This window comes from Candidatus Methylobacter oryzae (assembly GCF_003994235.2).
Lineage (GTDB): Bacteria > Pseudomonadota > Gammaproteobacteria > Methylococcales > Methylomonadaceae > Methylobacter_A > Methylobacter_A oryzae.
Genome location: NZ_RYFG02000104.1, coordinates 34,584 through 48,205, shown reverse-complemented (window position 1 = coordinate 48,205; position 13,622 = coordinate 34,584). Strand labels below are relative to the sequence as shown.

The following is a 13,622-nucleotide window of genomic DNA, read 5'->3' as shown; positions in this document are numbered from 1 at the left end:
TAATACTACTAATATAAATTGACTAAGCAATCATTTTTTCAGAAAGTTGCAGAACATATTTATTAAACTTCAAAATCAGGACCGGATCTCCTTGAAACCACCACAACAGTATTTATATAGTTTTTCAAATAGTTATATATTTCTCACCCGTAATGTCTTGCAAAATCCAGGTTCAATATATCTATGCTGAAAACCTCTGAAGGTACACTAGACCCATCCGACTGGAATGCCTTTCGCTTACAAGGCCATAGGATGCTGGACGATATGATCGACTATCTTGAGAACTTGCGCGATCAGCCAGTCTGGCAACCCATGCCCGAAGAAGTAAAACACTCATTTCAGCAAGCCTTGGACGACGGACAACATGACCTTGAAAATGCGTATGCAATCTTTCTAAAAAATGTACTTCCCTATGCACTAGGCAACGTCCATCCCGGCTTTATGGGCTGGGTTCATGGCGGTGGAAGTCCCGTCGGCATGCTCGCTGAGATGCTGGCAGCCGGACTAAACGCCAACCTTGGCGGACGCAATCAAGCTCCTATCGAAATCGAACGCCAAGTCGTCCAGTGGGTCCGGGAATTGTTCAATTTTCCCGAAAGCGCCAGCGGCCTATTCGTGACCGGAACCTCGATGGCTAATCTGCTTGGCGTGCTGATTGCCCGTACCGCACGCTTAGGCGCCAGCGTACGCCATAAAGGCCTCACCAGCGATAACCGCCAATTGGTTGCCTATACCTCGGCCGGAGCTCATGTCAGCATTGTACAAGCTATGGATATCGCCGGCCTTGGCAGCGATGCATTACGCATGATTCCTGTCGATAGCCAGCATCAAATAGACATAGCTGCTCTTGAACTCGCAATAGCGGAAGACAAAAAATCCGGCATGATGCCGTTCTTCGTCGCCGGAACTGTCGGAACTGTCGGGGTCGGCGCTATCGACAATCTCCAGGCTATTGCCGAACTTTGCGAACGCGAAAACATCTGGTTTCACGTTGACGGCGCTTACGGCGCATTAGCCATGCTGGCGCCCGATATTGCTCCTCGCCTTCAAGGTATTGAGCACGCCGATTCGATCGCCTTTGATTTCCACAAGTGGGGACAAGTGCCTTACGATGCCGGTTTTATATTAGTGCGCGACGGCGAGCTACACCAAAACGCATTTGCCTCGCCCGCCGCTTACCTTAGACGGGAAAACCGCGGCATGGCGGCAGGTTCGCCATGGCCATGCGACTTTGGCCCCGATCTGTCGCGCGGTTTCAGGGCGCTCAAGACTTGGTTCACAATAAAAGTTTACGGAGCGGAAAAACTAGGACAGGTTATCTCAAACACCTGCGCATTGGCTCAGCATATGCAGCAACGTATCGAAGCCGAACTATGCCTGGAACTGCTCGCTCCGGTTGCCCTGAATATCGCCTGCTTCCGTTACCGCGGCATTGACGCTAACCGGCTCAATGCCGATCTCGTGGTTGCATTGCAGGAGTCAGGTATTGCCGCGCCCTCAACAACAACGATCAATGGGCAGTTAGCCATTCGGGCCGCCATCGTTAATCATCGTACTACCGTTAGCGATATCGACGCCTTGATCGACACTACACTCGAGCTAGGCAGCCGTATCGCAAAAAGCATCCAATCCTAGGAAACACAATGCAAACCAATGAACTTAGCCAGCCGCTGATCGGTTTGGCAAAACTGATGCGGATGGCTTATTCCGGCTGCGATCTTGCTCCGCTGGGTACCGAATTAATCGCACGCGCCGAAACCGATACCAGCGGCCATGCCTTGATGGATTTATCTACGTTGCTACAGCTCCGGGGCAATCGCGATTTAGCGCTAGCAATGCAAGCCCAGGCTATTGAAAGCCGGCAAATCTATTCCCCGCCCACAGCAACCGATCAAGTTAATATCCGGCTGCTTGCGATTATGGGGCCTGGCGATTTAATGGCAAATACGCCGCTGGAATTCCTGCTGGAAAACTCCGATGTCGCCCTCGATATAGTTTACGTGACCACAAACCTGCCGTTACCTGCGGACCTGCCGGAACACGACGTACTGTTCGTTGCCGTCGCTCAATCCGACCGGAATATGCCGCTATTAAAACAGATCGATGCCGCGATCGCGTCATGGCCGCGCCCAGTGCTAAACCGGCCGGACCGGATAGCGTTAATGTCGCGCACTGAGGCTTGCGCATTGCTAAAATCCGCCCCGGGTATAGAGATGCCAACCACGGTACGTATAGCCCGGCAAGTTCTGCAACAAATCGCCAATCTAAAATTATCCGTAACCGAGATACTTGGTGACGGCAATTTTCCGATCATTGTCCGCCCGGTCGATTCCCATGCCGGGAAAGATCTGGACAAAATACAAGATCAGAGGGCACTGGCCGACTATCTGCAAAACATGCTCAATGATGAGTTTTATATCTCCCGTTTTGTTGACTATCGCAACCAAGATGGCTTGTTTAGGAAATACCGGATAGTCCTGATAGACGGCATCCCCTTTGTTTGCCATGTCGGCATATCCGAACACTGGATGATCCATTACCTAAACGCCGGCATGAACGAAAGCGTCGAAAAGCGCGCCGAAGAAGAGCGTTTTATGCTCGACTTCGACAGCGGATTCGCTGTTAAACACGCCGACGCGTTCCGTGCTATCCATGAACGGGCCAACCTCGATTATCTGGGTATCGATTGCGGCGAGAGCGTTGACGGCAAACTGCTGATTTTCGAAATCGACAGTTGCATGATTGTTCATGCCATCGACCCGGTCGACCTCTTCCCTTATAAGCAGCCGCAAATGAACAAAGTATTCGGCGCTTTCCGCCAAATGCTGGTCAATGCGGCACAGCGCGGCGTTTAACCTTAACCATGCTGCCACCTGCTAATTGCTGGGCTACATTAAATATAGGAGTGCAAGCTTTGCTTGCGCCAGCAGACAAAATTTGCACTCCTTCGGCCGACAATCTCACAACGTCGTTTTAATCATCGTGCCGACCTCATCCCAAGCACCCAACGGCTTGCCGTCAACCGAGCAACTTCTGATTGCCGGCGGCGATGCGCGTCTTGCGCTGGACCCGCTCAGCGGGCGGAACAAATACGGCTGTCAGCCTTTGCCCGACCCGCAATTACTATCGTTCAGCTCATCGACGGCATCCATCATATCCGCGGAAGGTTTCGATGCAGCCAACCGGCTACGGCAAACATTGCTGACGGCTATCGCCACCAGCTCGCACGCAGCCGTTTACAGCCGGGAAATGCAACGGATACGCCGGGAATGGCTACAGTTGTGCGGACTATCCGATCTCTCAGGGCTAGAACTTGTCTTCTGCTCATCGGGCACCGATCTTCATGCGGTTGCAGCCCAATATACTGCCAGCGAAGCACCGGTCCCTCCGCTGCTCATCATGGTGGAAGCCAATGAAACAGGCAGCGGCGTAGCCGCAGCCTTGACCGGAACTGAAAATAACGCCGTTGAAGTTGAGCAAGTTTCCATTCGGCTGAACGATGGAATGCCCCGACCTCCAGCGGAAATCGATGCCGAAATAGAAAATCTGGCCGCTAAAGCCGCCGCTTCAAACCGGCGCATGCTATTGATTCTAGTGGATCAATCTAAAACCGGGCTTATCGCGCCGAGCCCGGCCTGCGCGATGGCATTGCACCGCCGCTATCCGAACAATATTGAAGTATTGGTTGACGCCTGCCAATTCCGTATCGCTACGTCGACTTTACGCGCCTATCTGGAACAAGGCTTTATGGTCGCGCTGACCGGATCGAAATTCCTTAACGGCCCGTCTTTCTCTGCAACCTTGCTGCTGCCGCCAAATGCAGCAAAGCGCCTGCAACAACGCGCGTTGCCACGAGGCCTGCTGCCACGCTCATTCAGGGCCGATTGGCCTGATGCTTGGCGCGGCGCTGAACAACTTACTCATGCCGCCAATTTCGGCTTGCTGCTGCGTTGCGAAGTGGCTTTGACAGAACTGCGCAGGTTCCGCGCGGTGCCAGAACCTGCGATTGTGGAGTTTATACACACTTTTGCCGAAGCTGTTCATCAGCGTTTAATGTCCGACCCGTACTTCGAACCGTTACCGTCGCCCCTTCTCGACCGCCGCCCGCTAATAGCGGCTGATTGCTGGGATCAGCTACCCACCATATTTCCTTTTCTGCTTTATGCCCCTCAATCTGCCGGCCGTAGACTGTTAAACCGTGAACAAACCCAACAGGTTTATCAAAAACTACCGTTCGCAGTCGACTACGCCGACGCCAAAACCGCCTCGATACGCTGTCAGCTTGGACAACCCGTCGCTTGTGGCATTCGCAACGGTATTGCAATCAGCGCATTGCGCCTATGTCTCAGCTCACGATTGATTACCGAAGCGGCTGCTGACAATGATCGCGGTATTTCGGTTATAAAAGAGGCGATGAAAGTTTTAGACAAAGTAGCATTATTAATCTCATACGCCAGCAGGACAAAAAAGACAGCATTATTATGAGCATCTCTCGACTTTGAACGGTTTTCGGTAGTGAGTCAGGTTTATTTAGGCTATAAAACGTATACTATAAAATCATGGCCGTGTGTTCCGGAAAGTACTCTTTGCATCATTCACATTGCGTTACAAAACATCAAGATACTGAACTAACGATAGAACAATGAAAGAAAACACCAATTTCATAGCCCGCAATGATGTCGGCCCAGTTAAAACCAATGCTTTTGGAGACAAATATTTCTACAATCTCAACAGAGACAGCTTTAACAAAACCGGTTCTCAGGCTTTGTTTGACGGGAAATTCGGCAACAGATTATTTCAACCCGACTCGCTAAATATCGTTATTGGAACTGACTCAGGCTTATTACCTTTATATCTGCAACAAAAAGGCTTACCTAAGGGTACCCGTTATATTTTTATTGAACCTGCCCCTATTCTTGAACATTTAATAAACCATCGGCTACTTGAAGAATTAGATCCGGCCATTGTTTGCATAACGCTTGATGAATGGGACAAAAACACTCAACTATTTAAAATACAAGACTATTTTTATATCAATTCGGTACAGTTGTTTAATTCGCTCTGTGCTGAAGACGATAATTGCAATATCTACGCGGAGCTCAGCTGGCACATTACCGAAGTACTTGGCCAGAGTCACTGGGCCGTCAACATGACGCTCGGCAATGAAACATTTACCACTCGTCAAATAGCTAATTTAGCGGATAACCTGTTACCGGCTAAATTACTGAATAATGCTTTTCACGGAAAAACTGTGGTGTTGCTGGCAGGCGGACCGTCTCTTGATGAAACTTTACCGTGGGTGCAAAAACACCGCCATCAACTTATCATTTTTGCCGTTTCACGAATTTCAAGGCAGCTTAAAAACATCAACCTCGAACCTGACTTTATTTTTTCCGTTGATCCGACTGAATTAAGCTTCGACATCAGTAAAGAGATGCTTACATTCAGCAGCCGCCCTATTTTTGTTTACTCCTATCACACAGTACCCTCTCTGGTCAGCCAATGGCAGGGCATCGGCCTCTATTTAGGCCCTCGAGTTCCGTGGAAATCCGCTCTAAACCAGGAAAATCTTGACGGCGCAGGACCGACTGTCACGAATACCGCTTTGAATATAGCTCACAGCTTCGGCTTTAAGCGTATTATTCTGGCCGGAGTTGATCTTTGTTTCACGCGAGACGGATATACACACGCCAAAGGTAGCGATGAACATGCTGCCGGCCCGCGTTTTAATTTGACCTCCCTACAAGTAGAGACCAACGGCGGTTTTATGGCACCCACCAGTTGTGACTTTGCCGCCGCAACCAATACCCTGGCCCTGCAAGCCAAGATTATTGCAGCAACAGGCTGTCAAATAATTAATCCCTCCGAAAATGCCGCCAAAGTCAATAACATAAACCATATCCCGTTAGCAGATATCGAGCTTAATTCTGATTCAATCGATATCGATGCAATTATTTCCGAACGCATAACCCCTTCCAGCCATTTACATAACTCTCAAGCAAGCATCAGCGAGCTGAAACGCGCGCAATTTCAGATAGAGGCTATTTTACGCCTAGCCAAGAATGCCTTAGAACTCAATAAAAATATGTACAACGCCCAAGGCGTAATAGAAAACTATAAAGATAAAAAGCAACTCGACAAAATTGAAAAAAAGCTCAATCGTGACCATCGCCAATACAGCAAAGTTGTTAAAAGATTCGGCATTCGTAGTTTTATAAAGATTACCAAACCCTTTACCGATGGAGATTGGAGCGCAGAAGAAGCAAAAGACATAGGAAATGCCTATTATGAAGCTTACCGTGATGGTGCAATCGCAATACTTAAATTGATCAACGATGCTATAGAGCGCGCTCATTCACGCCTGGAAGAAAGCAATCCCGAACCTGATTTTAATTTATTGATTAACCAGTGGCGTAAGGATCGTAGCTTTGGCAGAGCTAAATTGTGGCGGCAAAACCATCCCGATGCCATCATTCCAAAATCGGTGCAGACAGAACTCAATGACTTAGAGAAGCTATTTGCTTCTGTTTTAGACAACCAAAATACCGCCCACATGGCGAGAGCAAAAAGTTACACCAGTCTTTCCATGTTAAAAAAACGTGCAGGCCTGCTTTTCAAACATCAAAAAATACAAGAATTAAATGACCTGTTATCGGGTTTAGATAAACATGAAGAGCAAGCTACTACGGCCCCTTATGTTGACCTAATTAACGGTTATCTGGCTGAGTTACAAGACGACACTGAAGCGGCTATCGAAGCCTATCACAACATTATAAACAACGAGGACTCCCCATTACTGGAAGAAGCTTTATTAAGGATAGCCGTCATCAGCATCAACACAAATGACATCAACAACGCTAATGCTTACTTAGCGCTCCAATGCTTGTCGCACCTCAACCCTTTTTATCTGCCCTTTTATGCGGAAATATTACGTTTACGAGGGGAAATAATGGCCGCTATAGATGCTTATAACCATTACATCAGCGAGTTTAGTGAAGATACTTTAGCCCAAATAAAATTAGCAACGCTTTACATGGAAAATAAAATTTACGACGCAGCAGAACTGATGCTTAATTACATATTGACAAAAACACCTGATTCAAAAGCGGCCATTAATCTAAAAAAACAACTGGCATGTTTAAAGGATTTGAATTGATACGAACGACTGCTAGCCGGCGTTGCCAGCTAAGAGCCGTATGCCTGCACGGCTTGCCGTCCTTTATTTAGCTCTAATATCTGCTTTTCCACAATCTTTTGCTGTTCTTTTATTTTTTCGACAAAAATAGCGTCTTGTTCAATAATGGCGTTTGCCAAGGACTTTAAAAGTACAGTATCTTCAGTAGCTTCTGAAAACATTTTTTCCAAATATTGCTGCCGCAGCTCCAACACGACTGTCAATTGCTCCCATTGTTCTTGGGCAATATGCTGCTGAATTTCATCAAATAAAACTTTCAACTCTTGCAATTGAAATTGAGGATATTGATCCACAGACCATTCCTTAGTTTTTGATGGCATCCCAACCTTCTTTTATTTCCCGCATTAAGGAGGCGACTTCATCGAGTATTTCCACGTTATTCTCACGGCTAGCCTGCAATAGGCGGTTATTCATATAATCATATAATTGTCTAAGATTTACGGCAATTTCCCCGCCTTTATCTAAATCAACCGCTTCATTTAAGCCACCCACTATAGCCATAGCTCTGGATATATAAAGACTTTTCATCTCCATGTCAGAGCGAGCCATGGCTCCTTTCGCAGTATTAACCCGAGCTAGAAATCCCTCCATCAACATCTGTATTAAATGATGAGGCGAAGCTTCCGCTAATCCACTTTCATTATGTATATTAGCATATTGATTTACGCCTCTTTTGTAAGCACTAGGATACATGTCTGTCTTCCTCTATCATCCGAACTTCTGAGTAAGAAATGTAGCCGTCTGCCTAAACTGGCCGACTGCCAAATCCATTGCAATAAATTGTTTTTGTAACCCTTTTTGTAAATTATCCATACGAAGCTGGAGATTAGTCTTCTGATCATCAAACGAAGCCAACGTTTTATTCAACGATGTTTGCCGGGAGTCCAAAGCCCCTCCCGATTGCAAATACACACTTAACTTGTCATCTAACCGGACGGCAACGCCACTAGTTGATGTGAACACATCGCTTACAGCAGAAAGATTGGCAGTCAAAGCGTTATTGAGCTTGGTACTATCCAATGACATAACCCCGCTTTTATCAATTGTAATACCGATCATCGCCAGTGAATTATAGTTGCTGGTCGCCGAAGTTACCGGATCGGTTGTATTCTGCCTGATACTATGAGTTATATTACGTAATAGTGAATCGCCTAACAGCGGACCATTCGTTGCCCCTGCGGCTGAACCACCATAAGAACCCAAACTATTGGTAGTTGTATGAAGGCTGTTATAAGCCGTTACAAAGTCAGTAATTGTTTTATTGATTGTTGCTGTATCTAAAGAAACATCCAAATTGACCGTAGTTCCAACTGCAGTGGGCTGCAGTAGATTCAATGTCACGCCGGGAAGCACATCAGTTATTGTATTCAAACTGCGAGTTGCAGTTTGACCATCTACCTTGATCTGAGCATCGGCCGCCGTCACTGAGCTGTAATTTGCAGGTGCTGATGTAGCAAAAAGATCCAACCCTGTCCCTGCCGCATCGGTTGTTGCGGCCGCGACAGAAAATCCGTTAACAGTGCCGGTATCTTTAGATGTCAGCACTAATTTTGAAACGGTTGTGCCATTCAACGGATCCAATGGCCCCGTACTCGTATGATCCACATTGATAACGCTGGCTGTCACGCCGTTATTGCCAGTCGCACTGTTAATCGCATCGCGAACATTCGCTAATGTAGCACCCGCGGCAACTGTTACTGAAAACGCTGTTTTAGTAGAACCGGCAGCATAAGTAAAATTTAGCGTCCCCCCATTTGCTGAAGCAACAGCTCCCAAACCGGAATATTCGGCGTTTGTAGTCAATTGCTGCGCCTTGGCTAGGCTAGTTACTTCCACCGTATGCTTGCCTGGCACTGCTCCGGCCTGAGCCGTGGTTGTAAAAATAGTAGCATCCGAAGAAACAGCCTGAGTTGCTTTATATAAGCTCCCATCCTTCAGTTTTCGCACTGCTGCCTGGAAGCTTGATAACGCGCTTTTTAATGAACCCAGCCCGCTTAAGCTCGCTTTAGTAGACGTCTCCTGTTTTGTAATGGCATCAAGCTGCGGCTGCTGTTCAGCTGTAATCAACTGCTGGACAATGCCATTGATATCCATACCACTACCCAAACCGGTTGAAGATACGACAGACATAATTTAGCCCTCTCTAATAAGCCGCTTAAAAATCAGGCCCTATTTTGAATAACAGAGCCTTTTTCACCGTCCAGCTCCTGCATCTTCTTTATAAATTCCAACATCTCTTCCGATGGTATTTGACGCACCGTATCACCGGTTTTGGTATCAACAATTTTAATGACCACTTTCTTTGTTGATTCATCAATTTTAAATTCCAAATCACGGTTCAAGTTCTGAAGTATTGAATTGCCTGTAACTGCAGCTGACTTTAACGTATCCAGAGATGCTATATTGGAACTAGACGCCTTATCTTTTTCCTTGTCCTTTTCTGTATTAGCTGATTCAGGCGCAATTTTTTTCTCACTTACTGCTTCCGTCGTTTTCAAAGAAGCGTCCACTTCATTTTGCCGATTACTTTTCACAGCTGGAACAGGAACAAGCTTAGATACATTTGTAATTTCACTGTTCATTTCACTAACCTTAAGTCAACCCTATTCTACAAACTGAAAAGGCTGCAGAGGTTCTGCAGCCTTAACCTTCCATGGTTATTTTTCATAATAACCTTATCTAAGCAAGCTAAGTACTTGTTGCCCAGATTGGTTAGCCTGTGCCAGCATCGCAGTTCCTGCTTGTTGCAGAATCTGATTACGACTCAACGCTGCTGTTTCTGTTGCAAAATCAGTATCCAAAATTCTTGACCTCGCCGCACTTTGGTTTTCAATAGAAGAATTCAAATTCGCTATTGTAGTCGTGAACCGGTTTTGCACAGCACCCAAAGTTGATCTAAATTTATCGACTTTTGCGATTGCTCCATCGATAGCACTGATTACACTTCTCACTCTGATTGATGTTACAGAACCAATGTTCCCCGCACTCGCGGCCATATCGATTACTTGGCTTATGCCTGAAGTAACGGCTAGATTCGATACAGTAATAGAAATTTGGTTGTTACTTGCGACATTAGCTCCAATTTGGAAGTTAACACCAGCCAACGAGCCATTAAGAACTTTCTTGCCGTTAAATTCGGTGTTGTTGATGATACGGCTTACTTCCTGCCCCAGCTGAGTAAACTCATTACCTAGTTTCTTACGGTCATCGAGAGAAACTGCTGCAAAGTTAGCAGCCTGAACGGCTAAGTCACGCATACGCTGCAAGGTATCGGTAATATTCCCCATCCCGGCTTCAGCTGTTTGCGCCATAGAAATACCATCATTAGCGTTTCTTGCAGCCACCGTCATACCACGAATTTGTGAGGTCATCTTATCTGTAATGGCCAAACCTGCCGCGTCGTCTTTTGCAGAGTTAATCCGCAAACCTGAAGACAGTCTTTCCATTGAAGTAGATAGCCCTAAACTAGTCTTATTTAGACTTAACTGAGCATTTAGCGCCCCTATGTTTGTATTAATTTGCATTGCCATGACTTTATCTCCAAAAAATCCCTCGTATCAATCCGAGAGAAAAAATTAATTTATATATTCAAAAATCTATTAAATATTCGACTCAAAAATATTATCGACGCGCGTTGAAATTACTTTAATATTTTTTTAGAAATATTTAGAAAACTCACCTTGAGCGCGCAAGAAATCTGACTCTCTACCTATATCCAACCAATACTCATGAACAGGAAACATCGAAACCAATTCTCCTGCTCTAATCTGCTGATTTAAAAGCTCGGGCATATCAACTTGCTGTTGCTTTGCAATAGTTTTCACCAATGACTGATTAAGCACATAAACACCGGCATTAGAAAAACAACTATGAACGGGCTTTTCCACAATGCCGGTAACTCTTTGCGCATCTATAGTTACAACGCCATAAGGAATCTGGTACTCATACCGGCGCACGCACAACGTTGCTATCCCTTGATGTTCATTATGATAGGCCAGCAATCGGGCAAAATCGATCTGCGTCAAAATATCGCCATTCATTACAATCATCGGCAGGTCGGACACATCGTCGGGCAATAAGCCCAGAGCTCCTGCTGTACCTAATGGCTGACGCTCTTCAATATAGCGTATTCTTATCCCCCAACGCTGACCGTCGCCAAAATAATCTTTAATCTGATCAGCCAAATAATGAACAGCAATATAAAAATCCCTAAAACCCGAACTCACGAAATTCTCAAGCGTGGTTTCAAGAATCGGCTTGCCACCGATTTCCAACAGCGGCTTGGGACAATTGTCGGTCAACGGCCGCAAACGCGTACCGAAACCACCCGCCATCAGGAATACCGGATTCCGGAACTGCGGCTGTTTGTACAACCCCTGTAACGTTTCCAGTCGAACCACTTTGCCGTCGACATCCAGCACCGGCAAATGAATCAAACTGTTCGCTTCCATCATCGCGATCAACTTGGTTTTCGAGTCGTTGACCGATGCGACTTTGGGCTTAGCATTCATGACTTCCGCGACCGAATGATCCAACGGCAAGCCTTTTATTAAAGCCCGCCTGATGTCTCCGTCTGTCACAACGCCGGCCAGCCCTTCCAACTCATCGATGACCAACGCAATCTGTAACGCCGCTTTGTCTATTACGTAAATAGCTTCTTGCAGCGTAGTGTCCGGCTTGATCAGCGCTTCGCGCCAGTTCTGTTTCATACCTTGTCCCTGCTTATCGATTTTATTAGCGATCGGGCCGGGTAGACGATCTGGTTGCAGTCTATCGACTGCGTTATCACACTACCGGCGCCGATAATGCTGCCGCCTCCGATGCGAATGCCCTGAATGACCGTCGCGCCGGTCCCTATATGGACCGCTTCGCCCACCTCAACAGCGCCGCTAAGCACAGCGCCGGGCGCAATATGAACATGGCTTCCGATACGGCAGTCATGATCAACAATTGCCCCACTGTTGACAATCGTATTTTCAGCAATTCCTGTGCCAGCCTGAATAATGACACCTGCCATCACCTGCACGCCGGTACTTAATTCGACATCGGAAGCGACAATTGCCATTGGATCAATCAGGGTTTTAAAATAGTAGCCTTCGGCGCTGAAAGCCTTGAATAACCTGACACGCAAGCCTTTGTCATTCGGCAATGACCCCATGCCGTTGAGCAATTCGACTTCTTCCGGCGGATAGTCGAACACCGCATTATCGCCGCCCAACACCTTGAAGCCGTGCACCAAGCTGCCGACGGCTTGATTCGGATCGATAATACCCAGCACCCGGCAATCCAGCTTGCGCAGTATATCGATCAATACCTTAGAGTGACCTCCCCCGCCCAGTACAATAACAGGCTTAGCCATCGATCAACTCGTCCGCACCGTAATCCCGACAGCTGGTTTTTCCCAGCATCGCCCAATAATCCATCGGGCTTTTACCGGTACCGGGACGTTTGAGAGTCAAATTCTCGTCAGTAAACGGTTCGCCTGCCGAAATCGCGCGCTTTGCGACCAGGCTTTTGCGTACGACTTGCCGGTTTTCCAACTCCAGCGGTTGGGGACATTTAATACATTGACCTAATACTTTCTCGACATCTCGGATGTTACATACCATTTCCTTAAGCTCATCAGGCTCCAGCGACACCTGATGATCAGGCCCTTGCAGCGCTCTATCCAATGTAAAATGTTTTTCGATAACCGTCGCTCCGCGTGCCGCCGCGACGACCGGCACCAACAAACCTACACTATGGTCCGAGTAACCCACATCCAGCCCGAAAGCCTGTTGCAATACATCCATCGCCCTAAGATTGATATTCTCCACCGGCGTCGGGTATTCGGACGTGCAATGCAAGAGCGTCACTTTGTCGTACAGAACTTCCTGCCCTTGCGGCGAACTATAAGCGCACCGGAAAGCATCGATAGATGGTGGTAAGTCCTGGTCAAGATAGCCGAACACCAGCACGCCCAACGCCGTTTCGATTTCGCCCAACGTCGCCATGCCGGTCGACAAAATAACCCGTTTGCCGGTTTGTGCATAAGCCAGTAAAAACGGCCCATTGGTGATTTCGCCTGACGGTATTTTCAACCTATTAACGCCCAGCTCCCGAACCAGAAAATCCAGGCTTTCAAAGTCGAACGCGGTCGATAAAAACTCGATACCCTGCCGCCGGCAATAATCCAGCAATTCAAAGTGGAACTCATATTTCAATTCCAACCGCTTCAACATCGCCAACTGGCTTTCGTCGGCATCGGTGGTGACTTTCTGGTAGCCGGCTTTCCCGGCATGCCGCGTGACCAGGTTTTCGGCTTTAAACGTCTGGAACTTGACGGCATCCGCCCCGGCCGCAACCGCCGCATCGACCAGCCTGCGAGCCGTATCCAAATCCCCGTTATGGTTGACGCCGGCTTCCGCGATGATAAAAACGCTCATGA

Annotated in this window: 12 protein-coding genes; 4 read left to right on the top strand and 8 right to left on the bottom strand. The window is 47.3% G+C overall.

What is annotated here, in order from left to right; all coding sequences use genetic code 11:
- Window positions 1-183 precede the first annotated feature (183 nt).
- The 4 genes from EKO24_RS13810 to EKO24_RS13795 all read left to right on the top strand — a co-directional run bounded on the left by EKO24_RS13810 (window position 184) and on the right by EKO24_RS13795 (window position 7,156).
- Window positions 184-1,635, top strand: coding sequence for a pyridoxal phosphate-dependent decarboxylase family protein (locus EKO24_RS13810; RefSeq protein ID WP_127027987.1), 1,452 nt, complete (start codon window positions 184-186; stop codon window positions 1,633-1,635).
- An 8-nt stretch (window positions 1,636-1,643) separates the two neighbouring features.
- Window positions 1,644-2,855 carry an ATP-grasp domain-containing protein gene (locus tag EKO24_RS13805; RefSeq protein ID WP_143733230.1) on the top strand — a complete coding sequence of 404 codons (1,212 nt, stop codon included), beginning with the start codon at window positions 1,644-1,646 and terminating at the stop codon, window positions 2,853-2,855.
- Window positions 2,856-2,982: 127 nt separating this feature from the next.
- Window positions 2,983-4,485, top strand: coding sequence for a hypothetical protein (locus EKO24_RS13800; RefSeq protein ID WP_143733229.1), 1,503 nt, complete (start codon window positions 2,983-2,985; stop codon window positions 4,483-4,485).
- Window positions 4,486-4,642: 157 nt separating this feature from the next.
- Entirely contained in the window at window positions 4,643-7,156 is a 2,514-nt protein-coding gene (locus tag EKO24_RS13795; RefSeq protein ID WP_127027990.1) for a 6-hydroxymethylpterin diphosphokinase MptE-like protein, read from the top strand.
- Between the two features lie 29 nt (window positions 7,157-7,185).
- Here EKO24_RS13795 and fliT read toward each other — a convergent pair whose 3' ends face one another.
- The 8 genes from fliT to neuB all read right to left on the bottom strand — a co-directional run bounded on the left by fliT (window position 7,186) and on the right by neuB (window position 13,620).
- Window positions 7,186-7,488 (bottom strand): flagellar protein FliT, encoded by a 303-nt coding sequence (fliT, locus tag EKO24_RS13790; RefSeq protein WP_143733228.1) that lies wholly within the window; start codon window positions 7,486-7,488, stop codon window positions 7,186-7,188.
- A 10-nt stretch (window positions 7,489-7,498) separates the two neighbouring features.
- Window positions 7,499-7,888: a flagellar export chaperone FliS gene (gene fliS, locus EKO24_RS13785; protein WP_127027992.1), complete on the bottom strand. Its 390-nt coding sequence runs from the start codon at window positions 7,886-7,888 to the stop codon at window positions 7,499-7,501.
- A gap of 15 nt (window positions 7,889-7,903) precedes the next feature.
- On the bottom strand, window positions 7,904-9,325 hold the full coding sequence (fliD, locus tag EKO24_RS13780; RefSeq protein ID WP_127027993.1) for a flagellar filament capping protein FliD: 1,422 nt from the start codon (window positions 9,323-9,325) through the stop codon (window positions 7,904-7,906).
- Window positions 9,326-9,357: 32 nt separating this feature from the next.
- The gene (locus EKO24_RS13775) at window positions 9,358-9,777 is read right to left on the bottom strand and encodes a flagellar protein FlaG (RefSeq protein ID WP_127027994.1); all 420 of its coding nucleotides are present in this window, start codon (window positions 9,775-9,777) and stop codon (window positions 9,358-9,360) included.
- Between the two features lie 93 nt (window positions 9,778-9,870).
- Window positions 9,871-10,725, bottom strand: a complete 855-nt coding sequence (locus EKO24_RS13770) for a flagellin N-terminal helical domain-containing protein (protein ID WP_127027995.1) — start codon at window positions 10,723-10,725, stop codon at window positions 9,871-9,873.
- Window positions 10,726-10,851: 126 nt separating this feature from the next.
- A complete protein-coding gene (locus tag EKO24_RS13765; RefSeq protein WP_127027996.1) occupies window positions 10,852-11,904 on the bottom strand; it encodes a nucleotidyltransferase family protein in 1,053 nt (350 codons plus the stop codon).
- Complete coding sequence (locus EKO24_RS13760) at window positions 11,901-12,554, bottom strand: NeuD/PglB/VioB family sugar acetyltransferase (protein WP_127027997.1); 654 nt, start codon at window positions 12,552-12,554, stop codon at window positions 11,901-11,903. Before EKO24_RS13760 ends, EKO24_RS13765 begins: the two co-directional genes overlap by 4 nt.
- Window positions 12,547-13,620, bottom strand: a complete 1,074-nt coding sequence (neuB, locus tag EKO24_RS13755; protein WP_127027998.1) for an N-acetylneuraminate synthase — start codon at window positions 13,618-13,620, stop codon at window positions 12,547-12,549. The genes EKO24_RS13760 and neuB overlap by 8 nt, the downstream gene beginning before the upstream one ends.
- Window positions 13,621-13,622 lie beyond the last annotated feature (2 nt).